The following is a 19,203-nucleotide window of genomic DNA, read 5'->3' on the forward strand; positions in this document are numbered from 1 at the left end:
GGTAGCGCTCGATGCTCAGGACACGAGGGGTCGCTCGTCCGACTCGGTCAACTTCACGATGTACAGCCCGCCGCGCTCGGCCTTGACATCCGTCACCTGAAATTGCGTGCCCGGCAGCAGGATGAATTCTTCTTCCTCGGTGAACGCGGAGAAATCGCGGATGCTCACAGCCCGGGTGGGCAGCACCTCGAAGAGGGTTCGCTTACCGCGACTCCCGAGGAATGCCCGCGCCACACTGGGCTCGGACGTGCAGGAGGACACTCCCCACCAGGTCACGGTCCGACCTGGCGAGTATTGCGCACGCAGGTCCAGCGAGACACCGCGCCACAACGGCTCGCTGCGGGCGGGAAGCCGTGCGACCGCCGAGAACAGCAGTCGCAGGTACGGCAGGTATGGGGTGAGTTTCGCCCGGTCCGGGGAGCGCAGGACGGTGTTGATCTCCCGATAGAACGCGGACTCGTAGGTGTAGAGGTGCAGTGCGGCGATCGCGGCGGCGGGCAGACCATCGGTTATCTGGTCGGCCTGCCGCTTGCCGAACTCGTGCGAGAGTTCGGCGTGCTGATCGAGACCGGACAGCAGTGCGGCGACCGGAGCGATGGCGTCCTGGAAATCCATGAGCGGGGTGTCGAACACACCGGTGATGGCGGGGAGGACGAGGCCCTCGTCCTTGACCCCGGCCAGCCGTTCGAGATACAGCTGGTGTAACTCCATGGTGGACGAGATGAACGCGCCCATGCGTTCGGCGATGTCGTGATCCGTCCCACCGGCTTCCGCCGCCCGCGTGTTCCACCCGGTGCTCGGCAACCAGTCGATCTCGTCGGCGCCCAGTGCCGTGAGGGCCGCATTCACTGTGGCGAAATGGTCACCGTCGCAAAAGATGTCGCCCTGTGCGGCCGGATTGGGGTGGTCTACATGCCGGACGTCGACCTGGGGGTATTTCTGCTGGAGTCGCAGGACGACTTTTTTCACACTGCGCGCGTGGGACCCCCACCACGCGAAGACGACACCGCGGTCGGCTTCGTCCGCGTTCTGCTTGGCCTCGAGGATCTCTTCGATGATCCGCTCGGCGACAGGACGCCAGAACGTAGTGTGCTGGTCGGTTCCCATCGCCCCGTCGCTACTGGCGGTGAGCGCCGCGTTCAGCAGCAGCACACCCTGGGTGAGCATCGCCTGGAACCATTCCGGGGGCTGAACGGCGTCGCGCTCGTGCAACAGTGCACGGATGTCGGCGATCGGGGTCTTCTTGGGTATGCCGTACTTCCACATCGCAGCTGCCTTGATAATGCAGCGGATGCTGACGACCCGGCCGAACTGGCTATCCTTCCAGTGGTGGAAGGTGTTGTCGAACATGGCGATACCGGTGGCGCTCTCCGGCCGCGGGTACGGGTTCTGGCCGAAGATGACGACCTTCCACTTGTGCGGTGGATTGGGCTTGAGCGCTTGGAAGGTCAGTTCCCGCACCGGGACGACGTGCGGACCACGGCCCGGGCCCATGAACATGGCGGCGTTCGGCTGCGCCTCGATGACCGGCTTCAGCACGGGAAGCCACGCTTCACCGCCGCCTTTGAACAATTCAGCCAGGGCCAGCGGATCATTCGTGCTCACCACCGGCACTATAGGTCATGAAATGCCCTCGGACAGCGGCCATGTCGGTCGGGACCGGTAGCGTCGCGCACGACGTAGAGACCGCATCGCTATGGGAGTGGATTATGAGCATGAACCGTAAGCAGGCGCCGCTGAGGGTGGTGTTGACCGACATCAACCCGCACGTGGTGGAGGCGTGGCGGGCGGCATTCGCCGACAACCCCGAGATCGAGATCCACCAGGGTTCGATCTTGGATAAGCGCGTCGATGCCTGGGTTACCCCGACCAACTCTCGGGGTCGGATGGACGGCGGGGTCGACGCGGTCATCAAGCAGCACCTCGGAGCGGGAATTCAACTGCGAGTGCAACGGGCGATCCGCGATCAGTGCGCGGGGAGACTTCCGGTGGGCAGCGCGATATGCGTTCCGTCCGGGGCAACAAACCCGCGGTACCTGGTCTCCACGCCGACAATGGAGACGTCCGAACAGAACGTCAGCGAGACCCTGAATGTGGCCTTGGCGTGTGCCGCCGGGTTCCAGGCGATCCACCGGCAGAACAACGACGCGCCAGGCAGCATCGCATCGGTGGCGTTGGTCGGCATGGGCGCCGAAACCGGCAACGTGCCTGCCCGTGTGTGCGCCAACCTGATGTGGACGGGTTACACGTTGTTCAACGACTACTCGTTCGATGATTACGACGACCTGCGCAGCACGATCATCGCGCAACTCGACGACATCGAGAATACGCCCGACGACCAGCGGGTACGCATCGCGCGACCGGTGCGCCCCGGGTCCGGCCGCTGAACCGCGCCGGTCGCTGATCGTCCGACCGCATCCGTGGACCGTGTAAGTCGACCAAGTCCAGCGCACATCGTGGGCAGGCGAAACCGCATGCGACATAGGGGCGCTCGATGGTTCGGATGTCACTTCACGGGTTCCGCGGATGACGGCTCCAAAACCGGATGAGGCGGTGTCACACTTGGTCGATGAACTCCGAATCTCCCATGACAGCGACCTCTCCGGCGGGTGGCGCGGTCATCAAGCGTGCACCCGAGATTGCTCGAGCCACCGCGGCAGATGAGGATGACATTGTCCGCGCGCTGCTGGCCGCCTCCCGAATTGCCTACGCAGATCTCCCCGGCGCCGAAACCGGTGGTGTGGAGCGTCTGATCGCAGACATGGCCTCACGTAAACCCCACGACTATCGAAAGCTTCTCTCCGATGGCAGCTCAGCGATTTTCATTGCCCGCGTGGACGGCGACGTCGCCGGATACATTCAGCCCATCTACCGTCCGGACCGCACGGGCCAGCTGGTCGCCTGGCATGTGTTGCCCGAGTACCAGGGCCACAAGGTCGGTAGTCACCTGATGCGTCAGGGCCTGGAATTTCTGGGCGACATCGATATCTACTCGATCACTACGGTCGGCACCGTGGCCGAGGCCATGCACCGGCACTTCGGCTTCGAGGAAGTCCTGAGCGTGCCGCCGGACCACGACTGGCGCAAGACACCGCCCCCGATGGCGTTGGCCGGTCTGACAGCGCCCCAGGTTCCGCTGATTCTCGAACGTGCCCAGCGGCGACTCATCCTTGAACAGATGCGCGCGGCTGCTGATGGCTCGGCGGCCGCCGGGAGCTAGCCAACCGGCAATAGGTGGTGACCGTCGGTTGGCAACCGCCATTCGTTCAGCGCCGCAAGCGTTGTGCGATGGCGGTCCGCAAGGCTGCCGCCGAGCCCCGCACTATCAGCCCCACCGCGACCAGCGGTGCGAACAGCAGCCACGGCGAGCCTTGGTGATAGTCGCAGTAGAACCGCAAGGCGCTGCGGTGGTGGCTCCGGATCTTGCGGAACGGCGCCGATCGCATGCTGCCGCCCTCGCGGTGACGGATCTCGACACGGGGGTCCAGCACGACCCGCCATCCGCCGCGGTGCATATCGAGCGCCATCTTGGTTTCCTCGAAGTAGAGGAAGTACCGGGCGTCGAACCCGCCTACGGCGTCGAACGCGCTGCGCCGGAACAACATGCAGCAGCCGGAGATCCAGTCGACGTCGCTGACCGTGGCCACGGAATCACCGAAATACGCGCGGGTCGCGGGATTGGTGGGCCACACACCACCGAGCAACGCGTGCGCGATTCCCACTGCGAGCGATGGGAATCGACGCCCGGTCGGATAGGGCGAGCCATCCAGTCGGGCCACCTGCGGGCCGATCATGCCGATCGTCTCGTCGGTCATAGCGGTCTCCACCAGCGCGGCTATCGAACCAGGTGCGAGGTGTGTATCCGGGTTGGCGACCAGGATCCACTCGGCATTCGTCTCCGCCGCGCCTTGGTTGATCGCGGCGGCCAAGCCCACGTTCTTGCTGTTGCGAATGACCTTCCCGCCGAACTCGGCGACGATATCGGCACTGCGATCGGTCGAGGTGTTGTCGACACCGATCACGTCGAGCGACAGCGGGTCGACTGCCGCCGGTAGCGATGCCAAGAACGGAGGTAGATCCTCGGCGCTTTGGTAGGTCACCAGGACCAGACCGACAGTCTTCTCATCACGAGCGGGCATGCCCGCGAACCTAGCAGGTACGAAGCCGCGACGCCGCCCCGATCCCGAATACCGACTTCGCTGCCACTTCGACCGCCCTGACCAGCCGATTCGATTCTTTCGACAGGTATCCGGCCGCTCCGATCGCGTGAGCGGTTCAGTCCACCTCCCCAGACAGCCGAGAGCACCTCCGTGCGGCGGTCACCGGCAGCGACTCCGAGACAAGACATATCGCGGCCGTTGCGCAGTGCCGCCGTTCATCTCCGGATAACAGATCCTCCACCGGAGACACTCAACTCCGCGACCGGCATACGACCAGGTAGTTACGATGTTTGTCATGAGTGTCGACAATCGCCGTACGGCGCGGAAGGCGAGCAGCGGCGACTCGGCACCTGGGGAGATCCGGCGGAGGCCGAAAAATCGCCGTGCCCAGATCGCGGCGGCGTCGGCTGCCGCGTTCGGCGCGCTCGGTTATCACGGCGTGAGTATGGAGGACATCGCGGGCGGGCTTGGGGTCAGTTCCGCGGCGCTCTACCGCCATTATCCGAGTAAATACGCGCTGTTCCGGGAGGAACTGTTGCGAGTCGGCCGGGCGATGACCGAATCGATCGAGTTGCCCGAGGAAGCAGCCGACTGGCCGCCCGAGCAGCGACTGCGGCATGTGATCGACGCACTGGTCGCGGTGACGATCGAGAACCGCCCCACCGTCACCCTGGTGCGCTGGGAGGGTAGATACCTCGACCCCGAGGACCAGATTACGCGCAACGAGCAGCAGGCCGCGGTTCTCGACGCGCTGGGCACTCACTTGTCGGCGCTGCGGCCGGATCTGACCGACGACGATCAACGGATACTGCGCGCCGCACTGCTCAGCACGGTCACGAGCATCGCCGATCACCACGCCAACCTTCCGGTGAAAGCGATTGCCCGCCTCCTGCGTTCGGCCGCTTGGTCGATCGCGCACACGAACCTGCCCGAGCAGCGCGCTGTCGAGCCGGTCACCGTGGTGGAGATCCCGAGTTCGTTCAAACACGAACTCCTGCTACGCAAAGCGGTGGAACTCTTCCACGAGCGCGGGTATCCGAACGTCAGCGTGGAGGATATCGCCGCGGCCGCCGGCCTGTCGGCCGCCTCCGCGGTGTACCGGTTCTACCGCGGCAAGAGCGATATCCTCACCGCCGCGTTCCGCCGCGCCGCGGAGCAGGTCTCCGGCGCCATCGGCCCCGCGGTCACGGCGGCCACCGACTCCGCGGACGCACTCACCACATTGATCACGCAATACGTCGCGGGATCGTTTACCGAGCGCGATCTGGCCTTCGTGTATTACACCGAATTCCAACATGTTCCGGCCGAGGACCGCGCCATGCTGCGAAACATCCAGCGGCTCAGTGTCGAAGAGTGGGCCCGGCTGCTGCGCGACGTGCGTCCCGCCCTCACCCCTGCCGAGGCGAGGTTCCTCATCCACGCGGGCTTCGCGGTGGTGGTCGATCTGGGCCGATCCTTTGGGAACGAGCCGATAGCCGCGCAGGACCGCGTACGGCTGCTCATGCGGCGGGTCCTTTTCGGAGGTCCCGAGTCGCCGCAGGAGCGGGCCTGACCAGTACCACCGGTCGCTGATGTGAATCTGTTATGCCGAGTCGCGCGATGCTCACGGCGAATGTGAAATCCATCAAGAATGTCCTCGAAACAGGAGATGATCCACGAGTTGTCAACCCTGGCTTCCGTGATCATGCCAGCTGGTTGCCGGTGTGACCCAGCCCCTCATGTCGATGACCGCATCCGACCCGTCTAACCGCTCAGCGCAGACACCATCGCTATGAACACCGCCCGCCGACCCACCGCCGCGACGCCACCTCCCTACGGAAGTGGACTGATCGCGGCCACCAGCGGCTCCGCCAGCTCCCACAACTCATCCGGAACCAGCCGACGCGCCAACCCATCCACCACGACCGCTCTGCGCACAACCGATTACGACGCGGCAGCAACGATTCTCGTCGGAGACAACATCGATACCCCGGATCCGTTGGTGATCGGTCATTCGATTTCCTATCGGCCTCGGGAAAGGCGGCTTTCCCCGACAGCTGGTTGGACTACCATCGCGGCATGGGCGTCCAGGAAAGCCGTGTTGTGGACAAGGCGGATGGCGCGAAACCGCCGCGGGTGATCCGAAAACGGCCGCGGAATCGACGAGCCCAAATCGCGGCAGTGTCGGCGGAGGCTTTCGGTGCGCTGGGCTACCACGGCGTGAGCATGGAGGACATCGCGTCCCGGCTCGACATCACCTCCACCGCGCTCTACCGCCACTATCCGAGCAAGTACGCTCTGTTCCGCGCGGAGGCACTGCGACTGGGTAGCCTCAGCGAACGGGCGGTCCGGTTGCCGGACGCCGCTGCCGACCTGCCCGCCGAGCGCAGGCTCGAGCAGGTGCTCGATGCCCTGATCGCCGGCTCGATCACCAATCGGCGCAGCGCCGCGGTGCTGCGCTGGCAGCGGCGTTACCTCGCGGACGCCGACGCGGCCGTCCTGGCCGCCCAGCTGTCGACCGTGAACGCGGTGCTCATGTCGCTGCTCGCCGAGACCGAGCCCACGCGGAGCACCGGTGACCGCGCTGTCCTCGCCGCCGCACTGCTGAGCGTCCTGAGCAGCATCGGCGATCATCATGTGTCGATACCGGTACGCGCGCTCGCCGCTCTGCTCGGCGCCGCCTGTCACGCGGTCGCCCACTGTGCGTTGCCCCCGCCCGGCGACACCGCCGCCCTCGCGGTGACCGAGATTCCGCTGACCTTCAAACACGAGTTGCTGCTCGTCCGTGCGGTCGAACTGTTCCATCAGCGCGGTTATCCGAATGTCAGCGTGGAGGACATCGCCACCGCCGCGGGACTGCCCGCGTCCTCGGCGGTATATCGGTTCTACCGCAGCAAGGGCGATATCCTCGCTGCCGCGTTTCGTCGGGCGGCGGATCGGGTGTCGGCCGCCATCGGGCCCGCCATCGCCGCCGCAGACACCCCCGAGCAGGCGCTGACCAGGCTGATCGAGCTGTACGTCACGAGTTCGTTCGCCGAACGCGAGCTGACCTTCGTCTACTACGCCGAGATCGGCAATGTGCCACCGGACGACCGCACCGTGCTCCGCAACATCCAGCGACTCACCATCGACGAGTGGGCCAGGCTGCTGGTCGGCGTACGTTCCGAACTGTCAGCGATCCAAGCCCGGCTACTGGTGCACGCGGCGCTGGCGTTGGTGGTCGATCTGGGCCAGCGATTCGGCGCGGACGATCCGGTGTGCTCGCAGATACGGGTCATCCACCTGATGCAGGTGGTGCTGTTCGGCCGCGCGGCGGACCCGCTGCGGTGAGCGCGGCCATCCGCCGATGCCACCACGTGGAGGGTTCCGCCGAGGACCGACGAGTCCGACATCGGGAATCCACATCACGGCCACGATGTTGCTGAGAGAGAGCCGGCGTTCCGCGCCGCGGTGATGTGCTTACGCGGGCGTGCAGCTCACCCGCATTCGCGCAGTTCCGTCACGTGGGAAGGAACCGATTCCATGAGCACAAACCTGCACGCCCACCTCGCAGAAGCCTCCGGAACCTTCGCCCTCAACGGCGATCTTCCGGTGCATCGGCTCGGCTATGGCACGATGCAACTGACCGGCCCCGGTGTCTGGGGCGATCCAAAGGATCCCGATGCCGCGGTGCGGGTCTTGCGCCGAGCCGTCGAGCTCGGGGTGAACTTCATCGACACCGCCGACTCGTACGGACCGATCGTCGCCGAACAGTTGGTCCGCAAAGCCCTACACCCGTACCCCGACGACCTGGTGATCGCCACCAAGGGTGGGTTTGCCAGGGGCGGCCCGGACGACTGGCGGCCGCTCGGCCGGCCCGAATATCTACGCCAGCAGGCCCTGCTCAGCCTCCGCCACCTCGGCGTCGACCAGATCGACCTCTACCAATTGCACCGCATCGATCCCCGAGTGCCGTTGGCCGATCAGCTCGGGGAACTCGTCCTGCTCCAGCAAGAAGGCAAGATCCGCCACATCGGCCTCTCGCAGGTAACCGTGGAGCAGCTGCGCCAGGCGCGCGACATCGCCACCATCGTGTCGGTACAAAATCTGTACAACCTGGTCAACCGGACCGACGAGGATGTGCTGGACTACGCCGAGCAGGAGAACATCGCCTTCATCCCGTGGTTCCCCATCGCGACCGGCGAGCTCGCCAAACCGGGCGGCCGACTCGACGCGATCGCCACCGCGCACGACGCTTCGCCGGCACAGGTCGCGCTCGCCTGGCTGCTGCGCCGTTCGCCCGTCATGCTGCCGATCCCGGGCACCTCCAGCGTCGCGCACGTCGAGGAGAACGTCGCCGCCGCGCGAATCACGCTGACCGACACGGAGTTCGACGCACTGTCGGCCGCGACCTGATCAGCGCACAGCCGGCTACCGAGCTTTCGGACAACGCACGTAAGGCGCAGGGGCATCCCGTACCGACGGGTGTCCCTGCGCCGTGAGTGGTGAGGAATGTCGCCGCCGATATGTCACGCGCGCGATTCCCGCCGAACTCGACCCGCGTAAGCGCGCAACGCAACTTGCGCTGACCAACCGCCTGCGCGTCGCAGCGAACCCGCAACCTGATCGAGGCCGCGAGCGGGCGGTGTGGACCCGCCGCGGCACGCGCGACCAGGTGCTCGCACTCGACATCCCGAGCCGGCCGCATCTACGCCCCGTACGGAATTCTCAAACCCGGCAAGCTTTCCCACGCGCGAAAGTCCGTCCCGTCGGCGGCGATCGCCCAGCAGCCCGCCGGCGACCGAGCCGTTGCGTTCTTCGACGAGAGCCGGTGATGCGGTAACGCAACTCGACCGATCGCCGCCTGATCAACGCGAATAACCATCGGCCCGGTTATCGGGCACGACTCGTCCAGTCGCGACCAAAGTACAGAACGCCGCCCGCTTGCGTGGACAGGCGTCCGCGCGGCAGGAACGATGTCCCTGCATCACCTGATGTGCCTGCTCGACGGTGAACGGTCGATCAGGCGCGCGGTGCGGGTCCTCGGCGGCGCAGCTCGGTAACCAGAAGCCGACGGCGGCGATCGCCGATACCAACAGAACACACCAGCTGAGCACGGTCAGCATCGAGTCCACGCCCGCTCAGCTGTCGCGCGCCGACCGTACGCAGTACGCCGAAGCGGCTGAGTACTGGCGGCAGTTCGCGCCGTGCCCACCGTGGACGGTGCAGATGAACCGGGCGCGCGCATAGCTGAGACCGAGCGGTTCCTGGGCGCAATCGCGGCTGTACACCAGCCACAAATCCCGGATATCCGAGGGCAACACCTTCATCTTTCACCTCCACTAGAGCAGTGCACCCGGCACCGAGAAGGCGCTACCGGAACCGCGCTCGACCCGAATCGATCCGACCGTGTCGGGACCGCGCGGCAGATCCCGGCGAGCGGGCGCCTTCGACAAGGTTTGGGCAGACCCCGGTGCCGGGTGCTAATCAACAGTGCGCGTTGCGATTCAGTGGATAACAGTCCCGAATGTGGTAATTACGAGTACTTTCCGGTTGTATCGGTTTTATGCGGAGAAGCGAGCTCTATGGTTGACGTCGACTGGACGGGCGAAGCCGTAGAAGCGCTCCGCACGGCAATGAAGCGAAGCCGGTATGAATTCGCGCGTCTGGTGGGTGTCACCCCGCGCACCGTGATCCTGTGGGAGAACGGCCGGACAACCCGGATGCACGCCGCAAGCCGACGTCTGCTGGACAGAGTTGTATCGGATACCGATTCAGTCGTCCGCGCGCGATTCGAGCGGGCCATCGCCGCGGGCCGAAAGTCGACCGTCGACGGCGACAGCGCCGATTCGGCGTCCGATACGTACATCCAGCTCGGTAGGGAAATCGGGCTCGACAAGGAAGTCGAGGATGACGATGTGAGAAGGCGAGAACTACTGGCCTGTCTCGGCGCGGGCCTGGCTGGCCAGGCGGTCGACCTGGTGGCGAGCGAACCGGAGAAGATGCTGGCCGCCCTGGACGCGGGAACGATCAGCGAACGACGGCTCGGATTTCTGGAACAGTCGGCCGAGGTACTCGGCACACGGGTGGTTCAGGTGCCGCCACACGAATTGCTCCAGGCCGGCCTCGAACAGTTTCGCATGGTCCGTGGCTGCCTCGGCGAACGGCAGGCCACCCACCAGCAGGTACGGCTGGTCCGCACGGCCGGCAGGCTGGCCAATGTCGTCAGCGAGATCTTGTTCAACGAAGGATATTTCGGCTCGGCGCGGATGTGGTACGCCACCGCGATCCATGCCGCTCAGGACATCGGAGACCGCTTCTCGGAAGACATCGCTCTGGCCGGTCTCGCCTATCTGCCGACTTATAGCGATAAACCGAAGGAAGTGTTGCAACTGCTGGACGGCCGCCTTGCCGAAAATCCGGCCTACGGCCCAGCTGCCGCCTGGCTGTGGGGAATGGCGGCACGCGCGCACGCCAGCCTCGGCCAGGCGAGCGAGTTCGGGCGCTGTATCGCACGATCCGCCACCGCATTGGAAAACGTCGGACCAGAGGACCTTCCGGTCGGCATTTTTTCCTTTCGCCCGGAGAAGCTCGCCTTCTATCAGGCGATCGGTTATTCCCGCCTCGGCCGGGCCGAGGAGACCGCCGAGGCGGCCACGCGCGCGATCGCACTGTACGACCCGTCGGAGACGATGGAACCTGCCCTGGTCCGCTTCGAGCACGCCACGGCACTGCTGGCCGCCGGGGAGGTCGACGAGGCATGTTCGATCGCGACCAAGGCGATCACGAACTCACGCACCTACGTCGGCCTGACGGTCATCAAGCGCGCCAAGCAGTTCGACTCGGCACTCGGGGGCCTGCGCACCAAAGCCGTCGCGGAGTGGCGCCAGCAAGCGCACACGGTGATCGAATCGGCCGGTGCCACGGTGTGACCCGAATGGGGCGGGGCGCGCCGACAGGCAGGGGGATCTGACCGGCGCGCCCGCGCATTCAGGTGGTTTCGGTCAGTTCGCTTCGTCGGGCGTTGTCTCGATGAGCGACACGGGGCGCGGGTCCACCCAGTGGGTTTGCGCATACCGCAGACAGGACTTGCGGTGGGCGGCGCCGAAGGCGATGGTCCAGCCATCCGGGACGGCCACGAACACCGGCCACAGAGAGTGTTCGCCCTCCGCGTTGATGAGGACGTAGAACTTGGCGGCGTCGTCGTCGAAGGGGTTGTTCATTCTGTTTCTTCTTCCGAGTCGGATCAAAGTTCCGAGGATCCAACAGCGACCGGCTCCACCAGCGGCGTGCAGGCGGTGCCTTCCAGATCGGTCGCCCTGCGCGCAACGTTTCGTGCTGCTGTCTCTCTCGCCACCGACCGGTGGGCACAGATCGAGTACCGCCGTATCGCGGTCCCCGGTGATCGCGTCGACGACACGGGTCGGACCGCGCGGCTGGTCCGCGATAGCCGACTCGTCGAGCAGATCTGTGGTGTGGGTCGGCTGTGCCGGGATCCCCGCCGGTGCCGGACCTTCCCCGAGTCCGGCACCGGCAGAGCTCGTGGTGACCGTGCGATGCTCGGTGGCCGCGTGGTTCCGGGCGACCGTGAGCTGGAGATCGAACTTGGGCACTCCGGTGTCCAGGGTACTGGTGGCTACCGACAGTTCGGGCAGTTCGACAACGATTGCCTCGGCATCGTCGACGCCGAGTCGCGCCCGATGGACGGTCATCGCTGCGCGGGCAAGCACGCGCGGGAACTCCTTGTCCGACGCGATCTCCGCGAGTATGTCGTCACTCGCGCTGGTGCGCTCGAACCGGCTACGGAACCGCCTGTGCTGCTGCGCAGGAGAAAGTGGAACCAGCGGCGGCCTTGGCCGCGCCCGCAGCTGCGCGACCAGGGACGCGCCGCCGGATCCACCTACCCGCTCGCCGAGTTCAGCGAGTGCGCCCACCGTGGTAGCGGTGCGCAACTCGCGGACTCCGAGGGGGCAGTTCAGCCCGGCATCGGGTCGGTGGGCGATCTGGGTCGCCACCGATCCATTGCCGTCGAGTGTGCAGAAGTAATGGCCCAGTTCGATCCGCCTGTGGTCGAGCACCTCGGCGCCCAACTGCTCGCCGTCCCCCGCGTCGTCACATCGCGGCACGACCACGTCGCGGGCCACCGAGTCGACCGTTGCGCGGACGGCCTCGATCTCGGCTCGCTCGATCCGCCGGCCGCCCAGCCGGATCGGGAAGTCGGCGCTCCTGATGTATTCGTGCCCACGATGTGCCCTTCGGCGCGCCGGGTGGCGAGTGCGGTGCGTCCGGTCCCCCACCGAGCGACCATCCGCACCGAACAAGTCGGTCCCGATCAACGCCGCTGGCGACCAGAAGCGTGCGGCGGAGCCTCGGGCGAGCTGTACCCCCGACAGATACAGCTCGCCCGGAACCTCGACCGATACCGGCCACAGCCGCGAATCGAGCACACAGGGCCGGATGGGGAACTCCGAGGCGCCGGTCGACGCCGAGAGAGCATCGGTGCGGCTCGCTTCGTGAAAGGCGACGTTGTGGGCCGCCTTGGTCGGACCATACACAGTGTGCGAGCGAGAGCTGGGCAGCACCCGCAGACGCTGGGCGAGCGCGGCGGGCGGGCCCGCGAGAGAGGCGAACACCGAGCGCAAGGCGGTCCGGCACACGGTGGTTCGGTCGGCGCGGAAGGCCGCCGACATCGATGGCAGGAAATGCGCTGCCGTGCGGTCGAACTCGTCGAGCCCGTGCCGCGGATCGGCGACAGCACGATACGCGCCCCAGCGGGCGGGCAGCAGCGTGCTGAGCCCACCCAACTCGGTACGGTGCACCACAGCCTCCTACGTTCGGCAAAATCACTCAGGCCGAGCGCCTCGGGTAGCACGAACACACCGCTACCGCGGGACTGGTCGGCTCGGGCGCATGGCGAACTACCACGTGCGATTCGGCGAAGGCGCGAGCGGTGTTCACCGCACTCGCGCGGAATCCGACAGATTCGGGTGAAATCGGTGACCCGAGGTCACCGCCGTGGCGAGCATCGCGCCCGCGGACGGTATGCCTAGCGTTTGATCGTTCCTCCAACGTCACTGCCGTGGAGTAGGCGCCGCGGCTAGGTCAGCAACATCACGCGAACGTGGTCCGCGTGCAGTGCGAATGCTAGGCGCTTCCTTAATAAAAAGAAACTATTTCCTCTAAAAATTTTGCCGCGGCGGCCCGCCGCGGCCGAGCAAGCCAGCGAGTCGAGGCGAGACACGATCATCGCCCGCCACTTCACGAGGTGAGGTACCCGGCCGCCTGCTCCGCGATCATCATCGTCGTGGCCTGTGGACCACGGCTCAGCGGCACGGGCACGATGGACAGATCCACAATGAACAGTCCGGTCACGCCGCGCACTCGACACGACTCGTCGACCACTGCGGCTTCATCGTCTTCCCGTCCCATTCGACACGTTCCGGACAGGTGTTGCGAGGTGGCCAGATTCCCGCGCAGCCAGGCGGCGGCGAGATCCGAGCGCGCCGGAATCGGCTCGATGATCTGGTGCGCGTTCATCCGCTTCAGCAGTTCGGTGGCGATCACGACCGCGGCCCGCAGCCGAGTTCGGTCGGATTCCGCTGCTAGGTATCGGTGCTCGATCAGCGGAGCGATCGTGGGATCGGTCGAGCGCAGCCGGAGCACACCCGACGAGTGCGGGCGCATCAGCGCGACGCCGAGGCGGTGTATCCCGGGCGTGAAGGACACGGTGTAGGGGCGAATTTCTACGTCGTCCAGCTCGAGCACGGATTCCACCGGGACAGTGGCCTGATCGCCGGTCTCGACCAGATAGTCGATCCCGATCTCAGGATGATCACTGAATCCGGCGCCGACGTCGGCCGCATACACGATTGGAATACCGAGTGCGCGAAGTTGTTCGGGGGTGCCGATGCCGGAGCGCAACAGCAGCGCGGCCGATTCGATCGCACCAGCGCTGAGCACGATACGGTCTGCCCATTCGGTGTGGATCCGTCCCGCGCGCAGGCAGTCCACACCGATCGCCCGCGACCGGTCGAAACGGAGACGGGTGCCATACGATTCCCCGCTGACAGTCAGGTTGGGCCGGGCCAGCGCGGGCAACAGATAGCCGAGCGCCGAACCGATCCGCCCGTTCTCGTCGATATTGCACGGGACCGCGCCGACACCGTCGGCATCCATCGGCGCGTTGAGATCAGGTACCTCGGGGAATCCGGTAGCCAGACACGCCGCGGTGAACGCCGCGCTGATCGGGGCCGGATTCGTCGTGCGGCGCACCGGAATCGGACCGGAACAGCCGTGCCATGGTTGGTCGCCGAAGTCCAGATCGCGTTCGGTGCGGCGGAACATCGGCAGCACGGCGTCCAACGACCAAGCCGACGAGGTGCCGAGTTTGCCTGCCCATGCGGCGAAATCCGCCGCGGTGGCCCGGACGAAGTAGCCGCCGTTGATCGACCCCGAGCCGCCGATCACCCGGCCGCGCACGATGCGTGCGGCCACGGGCGGATCGGCGGCCAGCGCGACGTCGTATCGCCACAGCCACGGCGATTCCGGACCGATCGGCATGGCGGTCGGGTCGAGCAGTTCGGCGGGGATGGCGCCGGGAGTGGTCCACAGCGGACCCGCCTCCAGTAGCCGCACCTGGTGGGCGGGGTCTTCGCTCAGCCGCGCCGCCAGAACACACCCGGCGGTGCCGCCTCCGACGATGAGTGTGTCGGTCATTTGAACCCACCCGTTCAGCGTCTCGCGGCCACACACGGCGCCGTGCGGCGACGATGCGGAGCGGCAGGCGGAATTCTGGTCATCGGCGCGGGTGACGGTCAGCGGGCCGGCGTGTTGGGTTTCAGCGCTTCCGCGCTGCGCGCGCGGAACGCGCCGAGCCATAGTCCGGTGCCGTAGGCGATGTCGTCGAGTCGTTTGTAGGCGAGGTAGCGCACCGGATCGAGACCACCGGCGTCGCGGTGGGTGAACCAGTCGGCGAGACCGTCGGCGACGGCCATGGTCAACGCGATGCGCCGAATGCGCCGGGACGCGAGCACGGCGAGCAGCGTCACCGGCCAATAATGGCGGCACATGGCTGAAGCCAGCCGCCATATCCCGGCGAAGAAGCCACGAGACAGGTAGATCGCAGCGATCCGGGTCGGGTTGTCCAACTCGGCGAAAACCCGCCGGAGTCGAATCAACGCGGTGATCAGGGTGACGACCCCACCGAACAACCCCCACTTCGTCAATGTGGCGAACAACAGCGCGGCGAGCACCGTCCAGAACGGCACCGACAGCGGCGAGACCATTCCTGCGTGCCGTTCGGCCAGTGCGGCGGCACCGGTGCCGTAGAACAACTTTCGGCCGAACCAGGCGAGGAAGGAAACCCGGTGATCGTGCGCCACGTGCGCGGCGGGTTCATAGCGCAGCCGACAGCCCGCACGCTCCAGCCGCCAGCACAGATCGACGTCCTCGGCGACGCGCATCGACTCGTCGAAGCCGCCCTGGGCCAACAGCGCCCTGCGGCGCACCAGCAATGCCGCGCTCGGCACATAGGACACCAGCCCTGTCGACTGCACGGCCGCCTCGCGCCTGCCGAGATCGAGCGAGGAGCGGGTGTGCTCGTAGCGTGCCAGGGCGTTGGACTCCGGGTCCAGCGCGACGATCCGCGGCGCGACCAGCGCCACCTCAGGGTCGCTGAAGTGGCCCAGCATCACCTCGAGCCAGCCGCTGCGCGGCACCACGTCGGAGTCGAGAAATGCGACGAAGTCGGTTGTCGCCGCCCGTAATCCGGCATTCCGGGCGGCGGCGGGCCCCTGCTTGCGATCGTGCCGCAGCACGGTCACCCGGCATCGCGTGCCACGGTTGCGCGGAATGCGGACCGGTTGGTCTGATCCATCGTCGACCACGATGACATTGTGACCGCGCAGTGCGGCGAGCAACCTGGCCAGTCCTTCGGCATTGTTGTGCAGCGGCACGATGACGGTGACATCGTCCGGTGAGGGCAGCAGCCGCGGACGGGGATTGGCCACGCCGGAGTCGAGCAGCCGCCTGGCAACGACGGCGGACTTCGGACCGTTCACCTCGAGGTACCCGTCGCCGATCATCTCGGCAGCCTCCGGGGCAAGTCGCAGCAACCGGGCCGGCGAACCACCGATCAGGACCCGACCACCGGAGTATGCGCGCACCCGAGGATCGATCCGCACCCCGAATCCATCGGGCAGGCGATCATGGCGCATTCCTGGCATGCTATGCGGAGTTTCACGCGCAAGCATCAACAGTCCGGAAAATGCGAAGGAATTCCGGCCGAAACGGCCACGCCACCGACGGCGATGCACGACTCACCCGGCGCCGACACCGCTTTGGTGATCCCGTTCCAGCATCCGGCAACGAACGAGCAATCGGCCGGTCGTAGACCGAACAACGGTCAGTTCTCAACAGTCAGCACACTTTCAGCTAACGCGCCGGCCTCACGTCAGCGGACTCTCGTCGCAGGCCCGGAAGGGTCGGCGCTCAGGCGAATACGCGGCCGGGCGCGTCGCGCTCAACGTCAACGGGATGGGCCCGGCCCCGCGTGCATCACCCCGCGCCGGCGACCGACGGGAGTGATCGACCGACGAACGCGGAATCATCCGCCCGGCATCCGCGAGCGCCGCCTCGCCGTAACCCCGCACACACTCCGGATCGGGCCCGTCAGCGGGGAGACCAGTGAAGAACTTCGCAGCCATGCACCCGCCTCGACAGGCGTCGTAGTGGCTGCACGACGCACACGCTCCGCCGCCGCTGGGCGCCCGGAGCTGGGCGAACAACTCCGAGGTCCGCCACACGGCATCGAACCCACCGTCCGCCACCACATTTCCGGCATGGAACCGATCGTGGATGGCGAACGGGCAAGCGTACACGTCACCAACCGGGTCGACCAAACAAACCACACGACCCGCGCCACACATATTCAGTCCGGGCAGCGCCTGCCCGAACGCGGACAGGTGGAAGAACGAGTCGCCGGTGAGCACGCCCTCACCATTGCGCAGAAGCCAGTCGTAGAGCACGCGCTGCTGGTCAGGAGTCGGATGCAGTTCGTCCCATACGTCGGCGCCTCGCCCCGACGGACGCAGCCTCGTCAAACGCAAGGTGGCGCCATATCGCTCGGCGATCGCGCGGAACTCGTCGAGCTGACCGATATTGTGCCTGGTCGCCACCACCGACAGCTTGGCGTCCCGGAAGCCCGCCGTCGCAAGGTTTTCCAGCGCACGGACGGCCATCTCGTAGGAGCCCGGTCCGCGCACGGCATCGTTGACCGCGGCGTCGGCCCCGTCCAGCGACACCTGCACGTCGACGTAGTCGGCGGCCGCGAGGCGAACCGCGACCTCGGGCGTGATCCGGACACCGTTGGTGGAGAACTTCACGCCCACGTGGTGAGCGGTCGCGTACTCGACCAGTTCCCAGAAGTCCGGACGCACCGTGGGTTCGCCGCCGCCGATGTTCACATAGAACACCCGCATTCGCTCGAACTCATCGATCAGCGCCTTGCACTGCTCGGTGCTCAGTTCGCGCGGATCCCGGCGACCAGACGAGGACAGGCAGTGCACACAGGACAGATTGCACGCGTAGGTGAGCTCCCAGGTGAGGCAGATCGGCGCGGCCAGACCGGATTCGAAGCGGTCCACCAAGCGCACCGCCCCCTGCGATGACAGGACCTCCCCCACCATCGGAGGTGATGGAGCCGCGCTCACGGTCGCCGGTGACGCCGGCGCACCGACGATCATGTCCGCATCGACCAACTGAGTCAGCGCGGTGACGTACGGCGCGAGGCCGCCGTCGGGCACTCCCGCCGCGCGCAGGGCATTGCGGGCCGAAGCGTGCTCCGGCAGCGACCGCACGATCCGCACGATCCGCGGACTCTTCAGGAACGAAAGTTTGCGCGTGCCGAAGTGGTACAGCAGCGCGCCGAACGACTCCGGACGCAGCGCCACCCGGGGATGCAACTGCCAGCGGGCATCGAGATCGAGCATCGTCGTCACCCGTCCGGCTAGTAGACGCCGCACATACCGTCGATGGACACCTCTTCGATGAGGGTCTCCTCGACCAGCGGCGCCGCCTCGGGCGACTGCGCGATGGCGGGCTCCACCGGTCCGGTGATGTCGACATCGGCATGTCCGATAGATCCGTTTTCCGGCATGTCTACCTCCGCGAGGACGATCCGTGTGCGCGACTACCCGATGCGGCCGCGGTCCCACGATAACGTCATCAGCTGACAAAATGGAACATGTTTTACCCGACGGGACGGCGACCGCATGAATTCCGCCGGTCGCGATAATGAGGCGGCCGGGTGATCCTTCCGCGTGCGGAGACCAACGCACGGCGCCCCGCCTGCGGCGCAGCGCTCTAGACTTCGGATGGAACGCAGCTGAACGGAACGTGACGGGCGAGGCACGCCCACAGTGTTAGAGGTGGCATGGGAGTCGGACGAATGCAGGCGAACGGGGGCGGCAACACACTGTCGGAGTCCGAGATCGTCGAGGCCGCGTTGCGGGTGGTCCGGCAGGACGGTGTGGAAAAACTTTCCATGCGGCGCCTGTCCCGCGAACTCGGCGTCTCCCCCATGGCCCCCTACTACTACGTCGCCGACAAGCGCGAACTGCTCGACCTTGTCGCGACCGCGGCCCTGACCGGAGTTCGCACGCCACCACCCGAATCCGCGCCATGGCAGCAGCGGCTACGCGCCCTCGTCGACCAGATCGACGAGAAACTCCGCAAGCACCCGGGCCTCGGCGACATCCTGATCGAGCAGATGCTCGGCAAACAGTTGGACCTGATCGCCGCGGTGATGGATATCCTGGCCGACGCGGGCTTCGACGACCGCAACGTACTCGCCGCCTACGCGACCATCCACACCTACCTGTTCGGTCGCAGCCGGGTGAATCCGAGAGACCGCTCCGCACCCGCCGACGTGACACTGCCCGACGTGGTCGGGCGGGCCACCCGGTACATCGCCGACCTGCGCGGGCGATATTCGTATGACTTCGGCATGGACGTGCTGATCGCGGGCCTCGAGGCCCAGCTTGTCCGGCAGGCGAAGACCGACGTACGATGAAACTGAAACACGTTC

The 19,203-nt window shown here is 66.3% G+C and carries 15 protein-coding genes; 8 read left to right on the plus strand and 7 right to left on the minus strand.

Translation table 11 applies throughout. From position 1 onward, the window contains the following. Positions 1-15: 15 nt before the first annotated feature. Positions 16-1,605, minus strand: coding sequence for an ADP-ribosyltransferase domain-containing protein (locus AB0C34_RS16670; protein ID WP_357072878.1), 1,590 nt, complete (start codon positions 1,603-1,605; stop codon positions 16-18). A gap of 104 nt (positions 1,606-1,709) precedes the next feature. Here AB0C34_RS16670 and AB0C34_RS16675 point away from each other — a divergent pair, with 104 nt between their 5' ends. After that, positions 1,710-2,387, plus strand: a complete 678-nt coding sequence (locus AB0C34_RS16675) for a macro domain-containing protein (protein WP_357072881.1) — start codon at positions 1,710-1,712, stop codon at positions 2,385-2,387. A gap of 182 nt (positions 2,388-2,569) precedes the next feature. Next, positions 2,570-3,220, plus strand: coding sequence for a GNAT family N-acetyltransferase (locus AB0C34_RS16680; protein ID WP_357072883.1), 651 nt, complete (start codon positions 2,570-2,572; stop codon positions 3,218-3,220). A 46-nt stretch (positions 3,221-3,266) separates the two neighbouring features. Here AB0C34_RS16680 and AB0C34_RS16685 read toward each other — a convergent pair whose 3' ends face one another. Continuing rightward, positions 3,267-4,139, minus strand: a complete 873-nt coding sequence (locus tag AB0C34_RS16685; RefSeq protein ID WP_357072886.1) for a glycosyltransferase family 2 protein — start codon at positions 4,137-4,139, stop codon at positions 3,267-3,269. A gap of 316 nt (positions 4,140-4,455) precedes the next feature. Between AB0C34_RS16685 and AB0C34_RS16690 the strand changes: the two genes are divergently transcribed. The 5 genes from AB0C34_RS16690 to AB0C34_RS16710 all read left to right on the plus strand — a co-directional run bounded on the left by AB0C34_RS16690 (position 4,456) and on the right by AB0C34_RS16710 (position 11,050). Beyond that, on the plus strand, positions 4,456-5,712 hold the full coding sequence (locus AB0C34_RS16690) for a TetR family transcriptional regulator (protein WP_357072889.1): 1,257 nt from the start codon (positions 4,456-4,458) through the stop codon (positions 5,710-5,712). Between the two features lie 506 nt (positions 5,713-6,218). Beyond that, positions 6,219-7,469, plus strand: coding sequence for a TetR family transcriptional regulator (locus AB0C34_RS16695; protein ID WP_357072892.1), 1,251 nt, complete (start codon positions 6,219-6,221; stop codon positions 7,467-7,469). Between the two features lie 192 nt (positions 7,470-7,661). Further along, a complete protein-coding gene (locus AB0C34_RS16700) occupies positions 7,662-8,534 on the plus strand; it encodes an aldo/keto reductase (RefSeq protein ID WP_357072895.1) in 873 nt (290 codons plus the stop codon). 594 nt (positions 8,535-9,128) lie between these two features. Beyond that, positions 9,129-9,368, plus strand: coding sequence for a hypothetical protein (locus AB0C34_RS16705; protein ID WP_357072898.1), 240 nt, complete (start codon positions 9,129-9,131; stop codon positions 9,366-9,368). Between the two features lie 335 nt (positions 9,369-9,703). Continuing rightward, on the plus strand, positions 9,704-11,050 hold the full coding sequence (locus AB0C34_RS16710; protein WP_357072901.1) for a hypothetical protein: 1,347 nt from the start codon (positions 9,704-9,706) through the stop codon (positions 11,048-11,050). Between the two features lie 72 nt (positions 11,051-11,122). On the opposite strand, the gene AB0C34_RS16715 is transcribed toward AB0C34_RS16710, so the two are convergent. The 5 genes from AB0C34_RS16715 to mftA all read right to left on the minus strand — a co-directional run bounded on the left by AB0C34_RS16715 (position 11,123) and on the right by mftA (position 18,210). Then, entirely contained in the window at positions 11,123-12,937 is a 1,815-nt protein-coding gene (locus tag AB0C34_RS16715; protein ID WP_357072904.1) for an MbtH family NRPS accessory protein, read from the minus strand. A gap of 439 nt (positions 12,938-13,376) precedes the next feature. Further along, positions 13,377-14,834, minus strand: a complete 1,458-nt coding sequence (mftG, locus tag AB0C34_RS16720; RefSeq protein WP_357072907.1) for a mycofactocin system GMC family oxidoreductase MftG — start codon at positions 14,832-14,834, stop codon at positions 13,377-13,379. Positions 14,835-14,932: 98 nt separating this feature from the next. After that, complete coding sequence (gene mftF, locus AB0C34_RS16725; RefSeq protein ID WP_357072910.1) at positions 14,933-16,333, minus strand: mycofactocin biosynthesis glycosyltransferase MftF; 1,401 nt, start codon at positions 16,331-16,333, stop codon at positions 14,933-14,935. Between the two features lie 231 nt (positions 16,334-16,564). Next, a complete protein-coding gene (mftC, locus tag AB0C34_RS16730) occupies positions 16,565-18,106 on the minus strand; it encodes a mycofactocin radical SAM maturase (RefSeq protein WP_357072913.1) in 1,542 nt (513 codons plus the stop codon). 17 nt (positions 18,107-18,123) lie between these two features. Continuing rightward, positions 18,124-18,210, minus strand: a complete 87-nt coding sequence (gene mftA, locus AB0C34_RS16735) for a mycofactocin precursor MftA (protein ID WP_357073055.1) — start codon at positions 18,208-18,210, stop codon at positions 18,124-18,126. 354 nt (positions 18,211-18,564) lie between these two features. Between mftA and mftR2 the strand changes: the two genes are divergently transcribed. Then, entirely contained in the window at positions 18,565-19,188 is a 624-nt protein-coding gene (gene mftR2 / locus AB0C34_RS16740; RefSeq protein WP_357072916.1) for a mycofactocin system transcriptional regulator MftR2, read from the plus strand. Positions 19,189-19,203: the final 15 nt, after the last annotated feature.

Source organism: Nocardia sp. NPDC049220, assembly GCF_040647855.1.
Classification (GTDB): domain Bacteria; phylum Actinomycetota; class Actinomycetes; order Mycobacteriales; family Mycobacteriaceae; genus Nocardia.